Here is an 18,707-nt window from a genome sequence, read left to right on the forward strand (position 1 = left end):
GAGCTGGACCAGCGGCAGCCCGGCGGCCCGGGCGGTCTCCACTATCGTCGCCGGCAGCCGGGCGAAGCGCGGGCCCAGCTCCACGACGAGGGCCGCGATGCCCCGGTCGGCGAGGCGCCGCACGAAGGCCCGCTGCTCGGCCGGGCGGGTGCCCAGGCCCAGGCCGGTGGTCAGCAGCAGCTCGCCGCCCTTGAGCAGGGACGCGATGTTGGGCACCTCGCCGGCGTGCACCCACCGCACGGTCCGCTGGAGCCGGTCGGCGCCGGCGACGACCTCCGGGAGGCCGCTGCGGAGCCCCGGGAGTTCGAGTGCCCGTTGTACGGTGATGCCGCCCTGCGTGTCCATGGGGCGGACGCTATCGTCCACGGTGTTTCCTGGACATCTCACCACGGTCACGGGGTGGGTCCGATCGCACACAGGGGCGACAACTCGTCGTGGCACGGCGGGATTTGTACGACCGAATGTCGCTTGTGGCCTACGTCACTCCGGTGGATGCTCTCCCGCCATGGCAGACACCTCCACTCCGAAGCCGGCCCCGCGCGTCGACCGGCTCAAGGCGAACTCCGTCGGGCTCGTCGGCGTCGTCTTCATGGCCGTGGCCACCGCCGCGCCGATCACGGCCATGACCGGCAACCTCCCCATCGCCGTCGGCTTCGGCAACGGCACGGGCGCCCCCGCCGGCTACCTCTTCGCCACCCTCGTCCTGACCGTCTTCTCCGTCGGCTACGTGGCCATGGCCAAGCGGATCACCGCGGCCGGCGCCTTCTACGGCTACATCTCGCACGGCCTCGGCCGGATCGCCGGCATGGCCTCCGGCATGCTCGCCGTCCTCGCCTACATCGTCTTCGAGGCGTCCATCCTCGGCGTCTTCGCCTACTTCGCGAAGACCACCGTCGCCGACCAGCTCGGCGTCGACCTGCCGTGGATCCTGTACGCGGGCGTCATGCTGGCCGTCACCGCCGTGCTGTCGTACTTCGACATCAACCTGACCGCCAAGGCCCTCGGCGTCATGCTCATCGCGGAGATCGCCGTCCTCTTCGCGGTCGCCACCGCCGTCCTGATCCACGGCGGAGGTCCGGACGGCATCCCCGTCGAGCCCATCAACCCGAAGAACGCCTTCACCGGCGCCTCCGCGGGCCTCGGCCTCTTCTTCGCCTTCTGGTCCTGGGTCGGCTTCGAGTCGACCGCCATGTACGGCGAGGAGTCCCGCGACCCCAAGCGCGTCATCCCCCGCGCCACCCTCATCTCCGTCGTCGGCGTCGGCCTCTTCTACATCTACGTCTCCTGGATGACGATCGCCGGCAACGGCCTGACCGGCTCGGTGAAGCTGTCCTCCTCGGCCAGCCCGCTCGACCTCTTCTTCGCGCCCACCCAGACCTTCATCGGCGCCTGGGCCGTCGACGCCTTCCAGTGGCTGCTGCTCACCGGCTCCTTCGCCTGCGGCATGGCCTTCCACCAGTGCGCCTCCCGCTACCTCTACGCCATCGGCCGCGAGGGCTTCCTCCACCCGGCGCTGGGCCGCACCCACCCCAGGCACGGCTCCCCGTACATCGCCTCCTTCACGCAGAGCGCCATCGCCGTCCTCCTCGTCGGCGCCTTCTGGCTCACCGGCCAGGACCCCTACATCCACCTCTACACGCTGCTCGCGATCCTCGGCACGATGGCCATCCTCATCGTGCAGACGCTCTGCTCCTTCGCCGTCATCGGCTACTTCCGCAAGAACCACCCCGAGGACCGGCACTGGTTCAGGACCCTCACGGCGCCGCTCCTCGGCGGCATCGGCATGACCGCCGTCGTCGTCCTCCTCGTCGTCAACATGGAGACCGCGGCCGGGCTCGCCGCCGACTCCCTCTTCTTCAAGGCGATCCCGTGGATCGTCGGCGTCGTCTTCCTCGGCGGCCTCGGCCTCGGCCTCTACCTGAAGGCCCGGCAGCCCGCGCGCTACGAGATCATCGGCCGGATCGTCCTGGAGGACGCCGCCGAACGCGACGACGAGCAGACGGAACCCGTCACCGCCGCCCACGGCTGACCCCGCGGCCGTCCCCGCGGCCGTACGGCCGGCACCGCCACCGGCCGAACCCCCACCACTCCAGGAGCGCCCCATGGCACGCACCAACCCGATGCACCTCCTGAACCGCCTCGCCGCCGACCACGCCGACGCCCGCCGGCTCGGCCTCCCCGTCGACGACCTCCGCGGCCTGCGCAGCGACCCGCTCGGCCGCCGCACCCTCCTCAAGGCGGCCGCCGCGGCCGGGATCGCGGTCTCCGCCGCGGCCGCCCCCGCCGTCGCCGCCGTCCCCGACCCGCCGGTGCGGTCCGACGCCCGGATCGCGGTCGTCGGCGCCGGCATCGCCGGACTCACCGCCGCCCTCACCCTCCAGGACGCCGGCCTCGCCCCCGTCCTCTACGAGGCGGACCCGGCCCGCGTCGGCGGCCGGATGTGGACCCAGCGGAACCACTGGGCCTACGGGCAGACCTCCGAGATCGGCGGCGAGCTCATCGACACCAGCCACAAGAAGATGCTGGAACTCTGTCGCCGCTTCGGACTCCCCACCGAGGACTTCCTCGGCGGCGGACCCAACGGCGCCGAGGAGGTGCTCTGGTTCGACGGCGGCTACTACCCGCGCCACCAGGCCGACGAGGACTTCAACGGCGTCTACCAGGCGCTGCGCCGCGACCTGTCCGAGGCGGGCGAGGTCCTCTGGAACCAGACGACCCCCACCGGCACCGCCCTCGACAACATGTCGATACACGAGTGGATCGAGAGCCGCGTCCCCGGCGGGCACTCCTCGCCGCTCGGACAGTTCATCGACGTCGCCTACAACGTCGAGTACGGCGCCGACACCACCGAACAGTCCTCGCTCGCCCTCGTCCTGCTCATGGGCTACCAGACCAATCCCGGCAACTTCAACATCTGGGGCCTGTCCAACGAGCGCTACCACATCACCGGAGGCAACGACCGGCTCCCGAACGCCATCGCCGGCGCCCTGAACCCCGGCACCCTGCGCATGGGCTGGACCCTCCAGGCGGTCCGGGCCAACGCCGACGGCACCCAGACCCTCACCTTCGCCGAGGGCGGCACCACCCGGACCGTCACCGCCGACCACACCGTCCTCTGCGTCCCGCTGCCGATCCTCAAGCAGCTGGACCTGACCCGCGCCGGCTTCGACCCGCTGATGACCAACCTGCTGCGCGACGCCCGCATGGGCTACTGCACCAAGCTCAACATGCAGTTCGGCACCCGCCCCTGGCGCGGCACCGGCGCCTGGCCCGGGGTCTCCGCCGGCGACTGCTTCACCGACCTGGAGGTGCAGCAGACCTGGGACACCACCAAGATCCAGGGCGGCACCGGCGGCATCCTCATCCAGTACAACGGCGGCAGCCTCGCCCGGAACCTCGCCCCCGCGGGACCCTTCTCCACCGAGTCCGACCCCTACGTGCGGAACCTGGTGAGCCGCTACCTCGCCGGGATCGACAGCTTCTTCCCCGGCACCGCACGCGCCTGGAACGGCCGCGCCCAGCTCTCCGCCTGGCACAAGAACCCGAACGCGCTGGGCGCGTACTCCTGCTGGCCGGTGGGCTACCTCCACCGGTACGCCGGGTACGAGGGCACCGCCCAGGGCAACGTCCACATCGGCGGCGAACACTGCTCCTACGACTTCCAGGGCTTCATGGAGGGCGGCGCCACCGAGGGCGAGCGGGCCGCGAGGGAGGTGATCGACGCCCTCCGGTAGCGGTCAGGCCGCCTCCGCCGGCGCGATGTTGTGGTTGAGGCGGAAGACGTTGTCGGGGTCGTAGGCGGCCTTCACGGCGGCGAGCCGCGGGTAGTTGTCGGCACCGAAACCGGCGACCACCCGCCGCTCGCCCTCCGTACCGATGAAGTTGAGGTACACCGCGTCCGTCGACCACGGCCGCATGTCCGTCCGTACGTCGTGCACCCACTGGATCGCCCGCCCGTCGTCCGCCGGGTCCTCCCACGTCGCGAACGGGTGGACGGCCCAGGGCGCGGTGCGCCACGGCAGCGGGTAGTCGGCCGGACCGCGGGCCACCGCGCCGCCCAGCGGGAACAGCACGTGCTGGGTGGCCGTGCCGGCCGGGATCCGCTCGCCACGGGCGCAGAACACCTCCACCGCCTCGTCCGGGACGCCGCTCAGATACTCCGCCGACCAGTAGTTCCGCAGCCCCGGCGGGTCGTCGAGCATGCACTGGAGGTCGGCGTACGGGATCTCCTGGACGAGTTCCATCACCGGCCGCAGCGCCGACAGCGGACCGGCCAGGTCCCGGACGCCCGCCACCGGCCCGGCGAAGGTGACCAGCGCCGCCACCACCAGCTCGCCGACCAGGTGCGCCGGCACGAACGGCTCGGGCGGGGCGGGGAAGTACAGCACCCCGCCGCTCGCCTCGTCCGGCATGGTCTCCGCCAGGGTCCGGTACGCCGTCACCACATCGGGTCCCGAGCGCGGCGGGAAGAGCATCAACGCGAAGCTCATCACCGGCAGCTCGTGGAGCCGCAGCGTCAGCGAGGTCACCACCCCGAAGTTGCCGCCGCCGCCGTGCAGCGCCCAGAACAGCTCCTGGTTCTCCTCGGCGCTCGCGACGACGTGCTTGCCCTCGGCCGTGATCAGCTCGGCGGAGAGCAGGTTGTCGCAGGCGAGCCCGAACTTCCGCTCCAGCCAGCCGGAACCGCCGCCCAGCGTGAAGCCGCCGACGCCGGTCGTGGAGACCCGGCCGCCGGTGGTCGCCACGTGGAACGGCTGGGTGGCACGGTCGAGATGCCCGATCGTGGCGCCGCCCTCGACCCGTGCCGTCATGTGCTCGGGGTCCGCGACCACGGCGTGCATCCCGCGCAGGTCGACCACCAGGCCGCCGTCGACGACGCAGGTGCCGGCGACGCTGTGGCCGCCGCCGCGCACGGCGATCGGCAGCCCCGTCTCGCGCCCGAAGAGGATCGCGTTGGCCACGTCCGCCGGCGTCGCGCACTGCGCGATCACGGCCGGCCTGCGGTCGATCATGCCGTTGTGCACGGCCCTCGCCGCGTCGTAGCCCGGATGCCCGGGTACGAGGACCTCACCGGCCAGATCCTCGCGGAGCCCGGCCAGGGCGGTGTCCGGAACGGTGAACTGGGGAGCCATCGGGTGCCCCCCTTTCGTGCGGGGGCCAGGACACCTTCATCGTAGGTCCGGCCCCCGGAGGGCGCCCCTCAGCCGCCGTAGGCCCCGCTCGCGGTCAGCCGCAGCGCGGTGTCGATCAGCGGCACGTGGCTGAACGCCTGCGGGAAGTTCCCCACCTGACGCTGGAGCCGCGGGTCCCACTCCTCGGCGAGCAGCCCCAGGTCGTTGCGGAGCGAGAGCAGCTTCTCGAAGAGGGTGCGGGCCTCGTCGACCCGGCCGATCATCGCCAGGTCGTCGGCGAGCCAGAACGAGCAGGCGAGGAACGCGCCCTCGTCGCCCTCCAGGCCGTCGACGCCGGCCTCCTCGCCGGCCGTCGGATAGCGCAGCACGAAGCCGTCCTCGGTGGACAGCTCCCGCTGGATCGCCTCGATCGTGCCGATCACCCGCTTGTCGTCCGGCGGCAGGAAGCCCATCTGCGGGATCAGCAGCAGCGAGGCGTCCAGCTCCTTGGAGCCGTACGACTGGGTGAAGGTGTTCCGCTCCTTGTCGTAGCCCCGCTCGCAGACGTCCCGGTGGATCTCGTCGCGCAGCTCCCGCCAGCGCTCCAGCGGCCCGTCCGCGTCCCCGGACTCGATCAGCTTGATGGTGCGGTCCACCGCCACCCAGGCCATCACCTTGGAGTGGGTGAAGTGCCGACGCGGGCCGCGGACCTCCCAGATGCCCTCGTCGGGCTGGTTCCAGTTCTTCTCCAGGTACTGGATCAGCTTGATCTGGAGCAGGGAGGCGTAGTCGTTGCGGGACAGGCCCGTCATGTGGGCCAGGTGCAGGGCCTCGGTGACCTCGCCGTACACGTCGAGCTGGAGCTGGCTCGCGGCGCCGTTGCCGACCCGGACCGGGCCGGAGTTCTCGTACCCCGGCAGCCAGTCCAGCTCCGCCTCGCCGAGCTCCCGCTCGCCCGCGATGCCGTACATGATCTGCAGGTTCTCCGGGTCGCCCGCGACGGCGCGGAGCAGCCAGTCCCGCCAGGCGCGGGCCTCCTCGCGGTAGCCGGTGCGCAGCATCGAGGAGAGGGTGATGGCGGCGTCCCGCAGCCAGGTGTAGCGGTAGTCCCAGTTCCGCACGCCGCCGATCTCCTCCGGCAGCGAGGTCGTCGGCGCGGCGACGATCCCGCCGGTCGGCGCGTACGTCAGCGCCTTCAGGGTGATCAGGGAGCGGACCACGGCCTCCCGGTAGGGGCCGTGGTACGTGCAGTGCCCCACCCACTCGCGCCAGAAGCCGGCGGTGGCCTCCAGGGACCCCTCCGGGTCCGGCAGGGCCGGCGGCTCCTTGTGCGAGGGCTGCCAGGACAGGGTGAAGGCGACCCGGTCGCCGGGGGTGACGGTGAACTCGGAGTAGGTCGTCAGGTCCTCGCCGTGGGTCTCGGTGTCGGTGTCGAACCAGACGGAGTCGGGCCCGGCCACCGCGACCGTGCGCTCGCCGACCTTGTGCACCCAGGGCACGATCCGGCCGTAGCTGAACCGCATGCGCAGCGCCGAGCGCATCGGCACCCGGCCGCTGATCCCCTCCACGATCCGGATCAGCTGGGGCGCGCCGTCGCGCGGCGGCATGAAGTCGGTCACCCGGACCGTGCCGCGCGGGGTGTCCCACTCGGACTCCAGGATCAGCGAGTCCCCCCGGTAGCGCCGACGGTCGGCGGGGGCCGGTTCGGCGTCGGCCGGGCCGGCCGGGCCCACTCTCCAGAAGCCGTGCTCCTCGGTGCCGAGCAGCCCCGCGAAGACCGCGTGCGAGTCGAAGCGGGGCAGGCAGAGCCAGTCGACGCTGCCGTCCCGGCAGACCAGCGCCGCGGTCTGCATGTCCCCGATGAGTGCGTAATCCTCGATACGCCCGGCCACGTGCTTCACTCCAGTCGAACGGCCTGTCCGCCCCTCGGGGCGCGTGCAGCAGATGTTGCGAGTTGCGAGAGGTGCCCGCGGTGCCAGTGTGCGGGATGGCCGGCCCCGGCAGCGGGTCGAGGGGAGGCGACACGGACTCCCGGTCCGGTTCCACGGGCGGGGGTGGTGCCGTCGGCCGGCCGCCCGGGGACGAGGCCGGGCGGGATGGTCCGCACCCTAATCACCGTGGTGATCACCCGCGTAACGCGCTGCTCCACACGGGTGAACAGGTCTTTTCGAAATGCCCCCGCGGCCCCGTGGGACGGGCCGGGAAGGCCCTGCGGCGCCCCTTCCCACCCGGTCGGCCGGTGTCCCGACCGTGTGGCCGGAAGCGGTCTCCTGCTGTCACTGATACCCTGGTACCCCGTGGACCGGTGGGAAACGGCGCCAGCCGAAACCCCCGAAACCGCAGCGACGGCACCCCCGATTCTTCCGGAGGACCAGCCGCCTCGCACCTCCAGAACGCGACCACGGGAGCCCCCTCTTGGCGATGCCGCCCAAATCCACGACGACCAAGCACATCTTCGTCACCGGGGGTGTCGCCTCCTCGCTCGGCAAGGGCCTCACCGCCTCCAGCCTGGGTGCGCTCCTCAAGGCCCGGGGCCTGCGGGTCACGATGCAGAAGCTCGACCCGTACCTCAACGTCGACCCGGGCACGATGAACCCCTTCCAGCACGGTGAGGTGTTCGTCACCAACGACGGCGCCGAGACCGACCTGGACATCGGCCACTACGAGCGCTTCCTCGACGTCGACCTCGACGGCTCGGCCAACGTCACCACCGGCCAGGTCTACTCGCAGGTCATCGCCAAGGAGCGGCGCGGCGAGTACCTCGGCGACACCGTGCAGGTCATCCCGCACATCACCAACGAGATCAAGTCCCGGATCCGCCGCATGGCGACCGACGACGTCGACGTGGTCATCACCGAGGTCGGCGGCACGGTCGGCGACATCGAGTCGCTGCCCTTCCTGGAGACCGTCCGCCAGGTCCGCCACGAGGTCGGCCGCGACAACGTCTTCGTCGTGCACATCTCGCTGCTGCCCTACATCGGCCCCTCCGGCGAGCTGAAGACCAAGCCGACCCAGCACTCGGTCGCCGCCCTGCGCAACATCGGCATCCAGCCCGACGCGATCGTGCTGCGCGCCGACCGCGAGGTCCCGACCGCCATCAAGCGTAAGATCTCGCTGATGTGCGACGTCGACGAGGCCGCGGTCGTCGCCGCCATCGACGCCCCGTCGATCTACGACATTCCGAAGGTGCTGCACACCGAGGGCCTGGACGCCTACGTCGTCCGCAAGCTCGACCTGCCCTTCCGCGACGTGGACTGGACCGTCTGGGAGGACCTCCTGGACCGCGTCCACAACCCGGAGCACGAGGTCACCGTCGCGCTCGTCGGCAAGTACATCGACCTGCCCGACGCCTACCTGTCGGTCACCGAGGCCATGCGCGCCGGCGGCTTCGCCAACAAGGCGCGGGTCAAGGTCAAGTGGGTCACCTCCGACGACTGCAAGACCCCGGCCGGCGCCGCCAAGCAGCTCGGCGACGTCGACGGCATCCTCATCCCCGGCGGCTTCGGCGACCGCGGCGTCTCCGGCAAGGTCGGCGCCATCCAGTACGCCCGTGAGCACAAGGTGCCGCTGCTCGGCATCTGCCTCGGCCTCCAGTGCATCGTCATCGAGGCGGCCCGGAACCTGGCGGGTATCCCCGAGGCGAACTCCACCGAGTTCGACCCGGCCACCGCGCACCCGGTCGTCTCCACGATGGAGGAGCAGCTCGCGTACGTCGAGGGCGCCGGCGACCTGGGCGGAACGATGCGCCTGGGCCTCTACCCGGCGAAGCTCGCCGAGGGCTCGGTGGTCCGTGAGACCTACGACGGCGAGCCGTACGTCGAGGAGCGCCACCGTCACCGCTACGAGGTGAACAACGCGTACCGCGCCGAGCTGGAGAAGAAGGCCGGCCTGGTCTTCTCCGGCACCTCCCCGGACAACAAGCTCGTCGAGTTCGTCGAGTACCCGAAGGAGATCCACCCCTACCTGGTCGCCACCCAGGCGCACCCGGAGCTCAAGTCCCGCCCGACCCGCCCGCACCCGCTCTTCGCGGGCCTGGTCAAGGCGGCCGTCGAGCGCAAGACGGCCAAGTAGTACGGCGCGTTAACGTAGCCGGGGTACGGGTTCTCGCACGAGGATCCGTACCCCGGCTTACGTATGTGGGAGGACTACCGATGCAGGTGCAGGACACCCCGGAGGAGTGGCGGGTCGTCGCCACCACCACCCCCTTCAAGGGCAACAAGACGAGTGTCCGCACGGACGACGTGGTCATGCCGGACGGCTCGGTCGTCCGCCGCGACTACCAGGTCCACCCGGGCTCCGTGGCCGTGCTGGCCCTGGACGACCAGGACCGGGTGCTGGTGCTGCGGCAGTACCGCCACCCGGTGCGGCAGAAGCTGTGGGAGATCCCGGCCGGACTCCTCGACGTGCCCGGCGAGAACCCGCTGCACGCCGCCCAGCGCGAGCTGTACGAGGAGGCGTACGCCAAGGCGGGGGAGTGGCGGGTCCTGGCGGACGTCTACACCACCCCGGGCGGCTGCGACGAGGCCGTACGGATCTTCCTGGCGCGCGACCTCGCCGAGGCGGAGGGGGAGCGGTACGAGGTCTCCGAGGAGGAGGCCGACATGGAGGTGGCGCGGGTCCCGCTCGACGAGCTGGTGCGTGGCGTCCTCGCGGGCGAGCTGCACAACAACTGCCTGGTCGTGGGCGTGCTGTCGCTGGTCGCGGCGCGGGCCGGCGACGGCCTCGAAGCGCTCCGCCCCGCCGACGCGCCCTGGCCGGCCCGCCCCTTCGAGCCGTAGGCCCCCGCCGTTTCGCGTGCCGCGCCGCTCCGTTTCGTTGTGGGCTGCGCCCGCGCCGCTCCGTTGTGGGCTGCGCCCTGCTGCGGGCGCCGCGCCGTTTCGTTGTGGGCAATCGTTCCGCTGGGGCGGAACGGGTGGGCACAACGGAACGGCACCCTGAGCGGTGCCTCCGCGACCGGGCCTGGACCCGCACCGGTACGGCGTCGTACAGCGGGTGCGGGTTCAGGCGCAGGAGCCTAGGCCCGGCGGAGGGGCGCCGTTCCGTGTGCCCACCCGTTCCGCCCTGCGGAACGCCTGCCCACACGGAGGTGCGGCGAACGGGCCCCGCCCGGAAGCCGGGCCTGGCGCGCAGCCGGGCGTGAGGGTGGGTACCGCCCCGCGGGACGCTTGCCCACACGGAGGGCCGGCGAACGGGCCCCGCCCGGAGGAGGGCGTCCCGGCGCGTAAGCCGGAACGCCTGGCCGCGCGGAAGGGGGGGGTGGTCCGGTGTGACTGTCTGCTGATCCGATCGGGGGACGCTCCCGCCGCGCTCCACCGGGGACGTGCGGAAGGCTGAACTACGCTCGTACACGCCCGTGCGGAGCCCCCCGCGGGGATCGGCTCGTGCGCAGGTGGACGGGAGCGTGGCCCGTGACGGATCAGGCGGTGGCAGCGGCCGGCAGCCGGCAGTTCTACGGCCGGCAGCGGGAGTTGAAGGCCCTCCGCGCCGACATCGAGCGGACCGGTCTGGACACCCTGACCGGACGCAAGGAGCCCCGCGCCCGCGTCCTCCTCGTCGCCGGGCGGCCCGGCTCCGGCCGGACCGCCCTCGCCGAGGAACTGATCGCCTCGGTCGCCGACCGCTACCCCGACGGGGTCTACCGGGCGCGGCTCAGCGAGCCCGGCGGGGAGCCCGTCCCCACCGCCCGGGCCGCCCGCGAACTCCTCCGCGACCTCGGGGTCGCGGAACCGCCCGGCGCCGCCGAGGACGAACTCACCGAGCTGGTCCGCGAGGCCCTCGGCACCCGACGGGCGGTCCTGCTGCTCGACGACGCCGTCGACGCCGAACAGGCCGACCCGCTGCTCCCGGACAACCCCGACGCCCTCGTCGTCGCGGTGGCGCGGGGGCCGCTCACCGGCATCCCGGACGTCCGGCCCTGCACCCTCGGCGGGCTCGACCCGAAGTCGGCCATCGAGCTGCTCACCTCCGCCACCGGCTCGGTCCGCATCACCGTCGACCCGCAGGCCGCCGAGGCGCTGGTCGAGGAGTGCGGCGGACTGCCCGGCGCGGTGGTGCTGGCCGGCGGCTGGCTGGCCGGCCGGCCCGAGACCTCCGTCGCCGACCTCGCCAAGCGGCTCCGCGGTCTGAACGGCGACCCCCTCACCCGTACCTTCCTCCTCGCCCACCAGGCGCTGCCCCAGCCGGCCGCCCGGATACTGCGTTATCTGGCGCTCGCCCCGCTCGGCCGGGCCGACGCCCACACCGCCTCCGCGCTGGCCGGCTGCTCGGTCCAGGCGGCGGCGACCACCCTCGCCGACTTCGCCCGCCTGGGCCTGGTCGCCGAGGCCGCCGACGGGGAGTACGAGGCCCCCGGCCATCTCGTCCCCCTCCTTCGCGCCCAGCTGGAGGAGCGCGACCGGCCCGCCGAGGTGCAGCTCGCCCGGGCCCGGATGCTGGAGCGGACCGTGCGGCTCCTCCAGTCCTGCCGTGCGGTCACCGAACCCGAGGGCTCCCCGGCCCGGCGCAAGCTCGCCGGACTGCCGCGGGCCCTGCGCTTCCCCACCCCCGAGGACGCCGCCCGCTGGCTCGCCTCGCGCCGCCCGGCGCTGCTCGCCTGCGCCCGGATGGCCGTCGCCGACGGGGAGCTGGACACCCTCGCCCGCCGGCTCATCGCCTCCCTGGTGCGGGCGCTCACCGCGCACGGCGGCGCCGAGGCCGCGGCGCCCGACCTCTACGGGCTGCACCGGCTCGTCCTCGACGTCGCCGAGCGGCGCGGACTGCACCGCGAGCGCGCCGCGGCCCTGCTGAACCTCGGCGACCTCGACGCCCGGACCGGCCGCACGAAGGACGCTCTGCTGCGATATCGGTTGGCATGGGAGGCCGGAAGGCAGGCAAATGATCCGTACGCCACCGGTCGCGCAATGGAATCCGTAGGTGGCAGCTATCAGGAGCTCGGCGACTGGCAGCGGGCCGGCGACTGGTACGGCCGCGCCCTCGCCCAGCGCCTCGCCCACGACGAGCGGGCCGACCAGGCGCGGCTGTACGCCCGCCTCGGCGCCGTGCAGACCTATGCCGGGCGGTACGGGGAGGCGCTGCGGCACTGGCGGGCGGCCGCGGCCGGCTACCGCAGGCTCGGTGATCTCCCGGGCCACGCGCGGGCGTTGAGCGAGGCGGCCCGGGTCCAGGAGTACGCCGGACGCCCCGAGGAGTCGCTACGGACCTGCGAGGAGGCGGTCGAGTGGGCCCGCCGGGCCCGGGACACCCGGCTCCAGGCGGCGCTCCAGCTGCGGCTCGCCGACACCCTCGACCGGCTCGGCGACCCCGCCGCGGCGCGGCTGCACCGGGCTGCGGCGGACCGTCTGCTGGAAACGGAAGGCTTTGCCTACGAAATCCGCAGTGGGTCTGCTGAAGATTAGTACTTTGAAAGGCTAGACAGCGGGAACTCCTTCATTAGACTGGTTCTGCCGCGTTCGAACGTGGTCTGCCCCGGTGTGCCGCAGTGCATCCGGGTATGTATCGCAGTGCACCAGTTATCCCCCTGATTCAAGGACCGTGATCGACGATGAAGGTCGGCATCCCCCGCGAGGTCAAGAACAACGAGTTCCGCGTGGCCATCACCCCTGCCGGTGTCCACGAGCTCGTCCGCAACGGCCACCAGGTCTTCATCGAGCAGAACGCCGGCGTCGGCTCCTCGATCACGGACGAGGAGTACGTCGCCGCGGGCGCCGAGATCCTCGCCACCGCCGACGAGGTCTGGGCCACCGCCGACCTGCTCCTCAAGGTCAAGGAGCCGATCGCGGAGGAGTACCACCGCCTCCGCAAGGACCAGACGCTCTTCACCTACCTGCACCTCGCCGCCTCCAAGGAGTGCACGGACGCCCTCCTGGAGTCCGGCACCACCGCCATCGCGTACGAGACGGTCGAGACCGCGAACCGCGCGCTCCCGCTGCTCGCCCCGATGTCCGAGGTCGCGGGCCGGCTGGCCCCGCAGGTCGGCGCCTACCACCTGATGCGCTCGGCCGGCGGCCGCGGCGTCCTCCCCGGCGGCGTCCCCGGCACCCACGCCGGCAAGGCCGTCGTCATCGGCGGTGGCGTCTCCGGCTGGAACGCCGTGCAGATCGCCGTCGGCATGGGCTTCCACGTGACCCTGCTCGACCGCGACATCAACAAGCTCCGCGAGGCCGACAAGATCTTCGGCACCAAGGTGCAGACCGTCGTCTCCAACGCCTTCGAGCTGGAGAAGGCCGTCGTCGAGGCCGACCTCGTCATCGGCGCCGTCCTCATCCCGGGCGCCAAGGCCCCGAAGCTGGTCACCAACGAGCTCGTCGCCAAGATGAAGCCCGGAAGTGTCCTTGTCGACATCGCCATCGACCAGGGCGGCTGCTTCGAGGACTCGCACCCGACCACCCACGCCGAGCCGACCTTCCAGGTCCACAACTCGGTCTTCTACTGCGTCGCCAACATGCCCGGCGCGGTCCCGAACACCTCCACCTACGCCCTCACCAACGCCACGCTGCCCTACATCGTGTCGCTGGCGAACAACGGCTGGGTCGAGGCGATCCGCCGCGACGCCGCCCTCGGTCTGGGCCTCAACACCCATGACGGCAAGGTGGTTTACAAGGAGGTGGCCGAGGCGCACGGCTACGAGCACGTCGAGCTGAGCACCCTCGTCGGCTGACCCCGACACGCCCCGGCGGCGGCCCCGTCAACGCCCGCCGTCAATGTCACGCACCCGGCCGGACCTTGTTCGACAAGGTCCGGCCGGCTGTGTCTCCGGCCACGCCAAAACGTTCGGTCAACTCGCCTCGAACGTAACCCTTTAACCGTTTCGCACACCCCTGAAACGTGTGGATGCGTGGCTGCGCGCCCTTGACAGAGGCGTGTTCGGTTGCCGACACATCGGGCCGGGTCCGGGCGATTGTGTTGCTGCGGACCGGTGACACGCCATAGAGTCGCCAACCGTCGGCATGGTGCCACGCTGACCTATCGATAAATGTTCCTGGTCACATCCAAGGAGGTAAGACGACTTGTGAATGAGTCGACATTTACTCCCGGGAGCGGTGCGCCAGGTGCCCCGGTCGGCTCCGTCGCGGTGCGGACCTTCGCGACGCACCACCCCATGACGACAACCCACACGCTGAAGACGATGGACGGCCTACACGTGAACGCCACGGCCGGCAACGAGATGGGCCGAGAGTCCACCCACTTCGCCGCCTACGACGAGCTGCCCGAGGGGCACTTCTACGACCCCGACGCCGAGTACGAGCCCGACCCGGAGTACGCGGCCACCCTCGCGCCCGACGCTGCCCGCCAGCGCCGCGAGCGGATCGGCCCGACCGGACGGCCGCTGCCGTACTTCCCGATCCCGGGCCCGCTGACCGACCACGGACCCGCCAAGATCATCGCGATGTGCAACCAGAAGGGCGGCGTCGGCAAGACCACGTCGACCATCAACCTGGGTGCCGCGCTCGCCGAGTACGGACGGCGGGTGCTGCTCGTCGACTTCGACCCGCAGGGCGCCCTGTCGGTCGGCCTCGGCGTGAACCCGATGGAGCTCGACCTCACCGTCTACAACCTGCTCATGGAGCGGGGCATGTCGGCGGACGAGGTCCTGCTCAAGACGGCGGTCCCCAACATGGACCTGCTGCCGAGCAACATCGACCTCTCCGCCGCCGAGGTGCAGCTGGTCTCCGAGGTCGCGCGCGAGTCGACGCTCCAGCGCGCCCTCAAGCCGCTGATGAACGACTACGACTACATCGTGATCGACTGTCAGCCCTCGCTCGGCCTGCTGACCGTGAACGCCCTGACGGCGGCTCACAAGGTCATCGTGCCGCTGGAGTGCGAGTTCTTCGCGCTGCGCGGTGTCGCGCTGCTGACCGAGACCATCGAGAAGGTCCAGGAGCGGCTCAACCCCGAGCTGGAGCTCGACGGCATCCTCGCCACCATGTACGACTCCCGGACCGTGCACTCCCGTGAGGTGCTGGCGCGCGTCGTCGAGGCCTTCGACGACCACGTCTACCACACGGTGATCGGGCGGACGGTGCGCTTCCCGGAGACCACGGTCGCCGGCGAGCCCATCACCACGTACGCCTCCAACTCCGTGGGCGCCGCCGCCTACCGCCAGCTCGCCAGGGAGGTGCTCGCCCGGTGTCACGCCGAGTGAGTCTGCCCGGAGCCGACGAACTCTTCCGTACGACCGGGGGGATGGCGCTGCAGTCGTCCTCGCCCCGCCGAACCGTTCCCGCTCCGGCGGGTGAGAGCGACACGGCCGCCGGAGCGGACAGCGGTGCCGCCGGCTCCGCCGAGCACGCGGCGGCCGGCACGGAGGCGGCCGAGCCGCGTGCCCGGGAGACCGAGGCGGTCCCCGCGCAGCAGCCCGCCGCCGGGAAGCCCGCCGCGCAGGCGGCCGCCCCCGCGCGGCGCCGGGGCCGGACCACCAACCGGCGCCCCAGCGGGCGGGAGCGCCACGACGAGAAGATCACGGTCTACGTCTCCGCCGAGGAGCTGATGGACCTGGAGCACGCGCGGCTCGTGCTGCGCGGCGAGCACGGCCTCGCCGTCGACCGCGGCCGGATCGTCCGCGAGGCGGTCGCCGTGGTCCTGGCCGACCTGGAGTCCCGCGGCGACGCGAGCATCCTCGTCCGCCGCCTGCGCGGCCGCTGACGGTAGCCTGCGGGCGGCCCCGCCCCCGCACCCCTGGAACCGCCCCCGATGCACCCGCACGCCGACGAAACGTCCCGCCCACCGCGCCGCCGCGCGCTGGGACGGGGCGGCGGCCTGCCGGCCGGCGGACCCGGGCCCGAGGCCGCCGGACCCCCCGCCGGCCCGGACGACGCCCCGGAGCCCGTACCGGCACCGGAAGCCCCCGACCTCCCGCCCGAGCCCGAGCCGGAGGCCACGCCCGCAGCCGAGGCGGCCCCCGAGGACGCGGCCGAGGTCGGTGACGGGCGGTTCACCGTGCGGCTGGCGAACTTCGAGGGGCCGTTCGATCTGCTGCTGCAGCTGATCACCAAGCACAAGCTGGACGTCACCGAGGTCGCCCTCTCGCAGGTCACCGACGAGTTCATGGCCCACATCCGGGCGCTCGGGCCGGACGGGGACCTCGACCAGACCACCGAGTTCCTCGTCGTCGCCGCCACCCTGCTCGACCTCAAGGCCGCCCGGCTGCTGCCCGCCGCCGAGGTGGAGGACGAGGCCGACCTGGCGCTGCTGGAGGCACGGGACCTGCTCTTCGCGCGGCTGCTCCAGTACCGCGCCTACAAGCGGATCGCGGAGATCTTCGCCGAGCGGTGGGAGGCGGAGGGGCGGCGCCACCCCCGGACCGTCGGCCTGGAGCCGCACCACGCCGAGCTGCTGCCCGAGGTCGTCATCTCGATCGGCGCCGAGGGCTTCGCGAAGCTCGCCGTGAAGGCGATGCAGCCGAAGGCCGCGCCGCAGGTGTACGTGGACCACATCCACGCCCCGCTGGTCAGCGTCCAGGAACAGGCCCGCATCGTCACCGCCCTGCTGCGCGAGCGCGGCACCGCGCACTTCCGGGAGCTGGTCGAGGACGCCGGGGACACCCTCACCGTCGTCGCCCGCTTCCTGGCCCTCCTGGAGCTCTACCGGGAGAAGGCCGTCGCCCTCGACCAGCAGGACCCGCTCGGCGACCTCACGGTCTCCTGGACCGGCGGGGACGGCGAGACCCGTGTCACGGCAGAGTTCGACCAGGAAGCACCGGAGCCCGCATGAGCGACCTCAAGCCCGCCCTCGAAGCCGTCCTCATGGTGGTCGACGAGCCCGCCACCGAGGCCCACCTCGCCAAGGTCCTCGACCGCACCCCGCGCGAGGTCGCCGACGCCCTCCACGAGCTGGCCGACGAGTACACCGCCGACGGTCGCGGCTTCGAGCTGCGCCGGGTCGCCGGCGGCTGGCGCTACTACACCCGCCCCGCCCACGCCGCCGCCGTCGAGGCGTTCGTCCTGGACGGCCAGCAGGCCCGGCTGACCCAGGCCGCCCTTGAGACCCTGGCGGTGGTCGCGTACCGCCAGCCGGTCAGCCGTTCCCGGGTCTCCGCCGTCCGCGGGGTCAACTGCGACGGCGTGATGCGGACCCTCCTCCAGCGGGGTCTGGTGGCGGAGGCGGGCGCGGAACCCGAAACAGGTGCGATCCTGTACAGGACGACGAACCACTTCCTGGAGCGGATGGGCCTGCGCGGCCTGGACGAGCTCCCGGAGCTCGCGCCCTTCCTCCCCGAGGCGGACGCGGTCGAGCCGGACTCCCTGGAAGGCGTTCCGTCGTTCGATCCCGACAGGGACGGACCAGCGGACGAAGAGACGACGGAAGTTTGATGCGAAGCAGCAGCGGCAGGAACAGCGGAAACAACGGCGGGAGCCGTGGTGCCAAGAGCGGCGGCCGCGGCAACAACTACCGGGGCGCGGGCAACAACCGCGACGAGCGCGGCCAGAGCTCCGGCCGCCCCCGGAAGACCCGCCCCGAGGAGCGCTCGTACGACGTGAGCATGCCCTCCGACAGCGCCAAGGGCAGCCCCCGCAAGGGCCGTGGCGACGCCGCCCGCGGCGGTGCCAAGGGCGGACCCAAGCAGTCCCCGAAGCAGTCCTCCGGGCAGCGGTGGGGCGCCGGCCGCACGGCCCCGGCGCGCTCGCGCGAGTACGAGGCCAGGGCCGAGGAGCGCAACCGCGAGCGGTACGCGAACAAGCCCGAGGTCAAGACCCCCAAGACCTTCCCGGGCGCCGAGCAGGAGGGCGAGCGGCTGCAGAAGGTGCTGGCCCGGGCCGGCTACGGCTCGCGCCGCGCCTGCGAGGAGCTGATCGAGCAGGCCCGCGTCGAGGTCAACGGCGAGATCGTCCTGGAGCAGGGCCTCCGGGTGAAGGACAGCGACGAGATCCGGGTCGACGGCCTGACCGTCGCCACCCAGTCGTACCAGTTCTTCGCGCTGAACAAGCCGGCCGGCGTCGTCTCCACCATGGAGGACCCGGACGGCCGCCAGTGCCTGGGCGACTACGTCACCAACCGCGAGACCCGGCTCTTCCACGTCGGCCGGCTCGACACCGAGACCGAGGGCATCATCCTGCTCACCAACCACGGCGAGCTGGCCCACCGCCTCACCCACCCCAAGTACGGCGTGAAGAAGACCTACCTGGCCGCCATCACCGGCCCGCTGCCCCGCGAGGTCGGCAAGCGGCTCAAGGACGGCATCCAGCTGGAGGACGGCTACGCCCGCGCCGACCACTTCCGCGTGGTCGAGCAGACCGGCAAGAACTACCTGGTCGAGGTCGTGCTGCACGAGGGCCGCAAGCACATCGTGCGCCGGATGCTCGCCGAGGCGGGCTTCCCGGTCGAGAAGCTGGTCCGCACCGCCTTCGGCCCGATCACCCTGGGCGACCAGAAGTCGGGCTGGCTGCGCCGGCTGTCCAACACCGAGGTCGGCATGCTGATGAAGGAAGTCGGCCTGTAAGGGTCCTTCCCACCGGCAGGAGGCGCCCGGGGCGCCCCGCGCCGGCCCCCCCGGCGGGCCGCCGCGCGGCCCCACCCCGCGCCCCAGGCCGCCCGGCCCCAGCGAACGCACACGAGTCCGCGACAGGCCTGGTGGGGGAGCCACCCCCCCCACACCAACCC

14 protein-coding genes are annotated in these 18,707 nt (G+C 72.2%); 11 read left to right on the forward strand and 3 right to left on the reverse strand.

Translation table 11 applies throughout. The features are described 5' to 3' along the window. A partial coding sequence (locus ACFW1I_RS29020) for a PucR family transcriptional regulator ligand-binding domain-containing protein (protein ID WP_384675412.1) occupies window positions 1-345 on the reverse strand: 345 nt, incomplete at its 3' end. Window positions 346-505: 160 nt separating this feature from the next. Here ACFW1I_RS29020 and ACFW1I_RS29025 point away from each other — a divergent pair. Together ACFW1I_RS29025 and ACFW1I_RS29030 are read left to right on the forward strand one after the other, a co-directional pair. Next, window positions 506-2,029, forward strand: coding sequence for an APC family permease (locus ACFW1I_RS29025; protein ID WP_384675415.1), 1,524 nt, complete (start codon window positions 506-508; stop codon window positions 2,027-2,029). Window positions 2,030-2,102: 73 nt separating this feature from the next. Beyond that, entirely contained in the window at window positions 2,103-3,734 is a 1,632-nt protein-coding gene (locus tag ACFW1I_RS29030; RefSeq protein ID WP_384675418.1) for a flavin monoamine oxidase family protein, read from the forward strand. A 3-nt stretch (window positions 3,735-3,737) separates the two neighbouring features. On the opposite strand, the gene ACFW1I_RS29035 is transcribed toward ACFW1I_RS29030, so the two are convergent. Together ACFW1I_RS29035 and ACFW1I_RS29040 are read right to left on the reverse strand one after the other, a co-directional pair. Next, on the reverse strand, window positions 3,738-5,132 hold the full coding sequence (locus ACFW1I_RS29035) for an FAD-binding oxidoreductase (RefSeq protein WP_384675420.1): 1,395 nt from the start codon (window positions 5,130-5,132) through the stop codon (window positions 3,738-3,740). 68 nt (window positions 5,133-5,200) lie between these two features. Then, the gene (locus ACFW1I_RS29040) at window positions 5,201-7,003 is read right to left on the reverse strand and encodes a glycoside hydrolase family 15 protein (RefSeq protein WP_384675422.1); all 1,803 of its coding nucleotides are present in this window, start codon (window positions 7,001-7,003) and stop codon (window positions 5,201-5,203) included. 529 nt (window positions 7,004-7,532) lie between these two features. Here ACFW1I_RS29040 and ACFW1I_RS29045 point away from each other — a divergent pair. The 9 genes from ACFW1I_RS29045 to ACFW1I_RS29085 all read left to right on the forward strand — a co-directional run bounded on the left by ACFW1I_RS29045 (window position 7,533) and on the right by ACFW1I_RS29085 (window position 18,546). Then, window positions 7,533-9,182 (forward strand): CTP synthase, encoded by a 1,650-nt coding sequence (locus ACFW1I_RS29045; RefSeq protein WP_384675424.1) that lies wholly within the window; start codon window positions 7,533-7,535, stop codon window positions 9,180-9,182. Window positions 9,183-9,262: 80 nt separating this feature from the next. Next, window positions 9,263-9,889 (forward strand): NUDIX domain-containing protein, encoded by a 627-nt coding sequence (locus tag ACFW1I_RS29050; RefSeq protein WP_384675426.1) that lies wholly within the window; start codon window positions 9,263-9,265, stop codon window positions 9,887-9,889. A 630-nt stretch (window positions 9,890-10,519) separates the two neighbouring features. After that, window positions 10,520-12,505, forward strand: a complete 1,986-nt coding sequence (locus ACFW1I_RS29055; protein WP_384675428.1) for a tetratricopeptide repeat protein — start codon at window positions 10,520-10,522, stop codon at window positions 12,503-12,505. Window positions 12,506-12,651: 146 nt separating this feature from the next. After that, entirely contained in the window at window positions 12,652-13,767 is a 1,116-nt protein-coding gene (gene ald, locus ACFW1I_RS29060) for an alanine dehydrogenase (protein ID WP_384675430.1), read from the forward strand. A gap of 441 nt (window positions 13,768-14,208) precedes the next feature. Next, a complete protein-coding gene (locus ACFW1I_RS29065) occupies window positions 14,209-15,252 on the forward strand; it encodes a ParA family protein (RefSeq protein ID WP_226651714.1) in 1,044 nt (347 codons plus the stop codon). After that, window positions 15,237-15,752: a hypothetical protein gene (locus tag ACFW1I_RS29070; RefSeq protein ID WP_384675433.1), complete on the forward strand. Its 516-nt coding sequence runs from the start codon at window positions 15,237-15,239 to the stop codon at window positions 15,750-15,752. The genes ACFW1I_RS29065 and ACFW1I_RS29070 overlap by 16 nt, the downstream gene beginning before the upstream one ends. A 48-nt stretch (window positions 15,753-15,800) precedes the next feature. Continuing rightward, window positions 15,801-16,820 carry a segregation and condensation protein A gene (locus tag ACFW1I_RS29075; protein ID WP_384675435.1) on the forward strand — a complete coding sequence of 340 codons (1,020 nt, stop codon included), beginning with the start codon at window positions 15,801-15,803 and terminating at the stop codon, window positions 16,818-16,820. Next, window positions 16,817-17,419 (forward strand): SMC-Scp complex subunit ScpB, encoded by a 603-nt coding sequence (scpB, locus tag ACFW1I_RS29080; RefSeq protein WP_384675437.1) that lies wholly within the window; start codon window positions 16,817-16,819, stop codon window positions 17,417-17,419. The genes ACFW1I_RS29075 and scpB overlap by 4 nt, the downstream gene beginning before the upstream one ends. Continuing rightward, entirely contained in the window at window positions 17,419-18,546 is a 1,128-nt protein-coding gene (locus ACFW1I_RS29085; RefSeq protein ID WP_384675439.1) for a pseudouridine synthase, read from the forward strand. Before scpB ends, ACFW1I_RS29085 begins: the two co-directional genes overlap by 1 nt. The last annotated feature ends 161 nt before the right edge of the window (window positions 18,547-18,707 follow it).

This window comes from Streptomyces sp. NPDC058955 (assembly GCF_042741435.1).
Classification (GTDB): Bacteria; Actinomycetota; Actinomycetes; order Streptomycetales; family Streptomycetaceae; genus Streptomyces.

Excerpts from the sequence above, each read along its gene's own strand:
- ACFW1I_RS29025 (WP_384675415.1), top strand. The coding sequence starts at position 506 with ATGGCAGACACCTCCACTCCGAAGCCGGCCCCGCGCGTCGACCGGCTC.
- ACFW1I_RS29030 (WP_384675418.1), top strand. The coding sequence starts at position 2,103 with ATGGCACGCACCAACCCGATGCACCTCCTGAACCGCCTCGCCGCCGAC.
- ACFW1I_RS29035 (WP_384675420.1), bottom strand. The coding sequence starts at position 5,132 with ATGGCTCCCCAGTTCACCGTTCCGGACACCGCCCTGGCCGGGCTCCGC.
- ACFW1I_RS29045 (WP_384675424.1), top strand. The coding sequence starts at position 7,533 with ATGCCGCCCAAATCCACGACGACCAAGCACATCTTCGTCACCGGGGGT.
- ACFW1I_RS29050 (WP_384675426.1), top strand. The coding sequence starts at position 9,263 with ATGCAGGTGCAGGACACCCCGGAGGAGTGGCGGGTCGTCGCCACCACC.
- ald (WP_384675430.1), top strand. The coding sequence starts at position 12,652 with ATGAAGGTCGGCATCCCCCGCGAGGTCAAGAACAACGAGTTCCGCGTG.
- ACFW1I_RS29065 (WP_226651714.1), top strand. The coding sequence starts at position 14,209 with ATGACGACAACCCACACGCTGAAGACGATGGACGGCCTACACGTGAAC.
- ACFW1I_RS29075 (WP_384675435.1), top strand. The coding sequence starts at position 15,801 with ATGCACCCGCACGCCGACGAAACGTCCCGCCCACCGCGCCGCCGCGCG.
- scpB (WP_384675437.1), top strand. The coding sequence starts at position 16,817 with ATGAGCGACCTCAAGCCCGCCCTCGAAGCCGTCCTCATGGTGGTCGAC.
- ACFW1I_RS29085 (WP_384675439.1), top strand. The coding sequence starts at position 17,419 with ATGCGAAGCAGCAGCGGCAGGAACAGCGGAAACAACGGCGGGAGCCGT.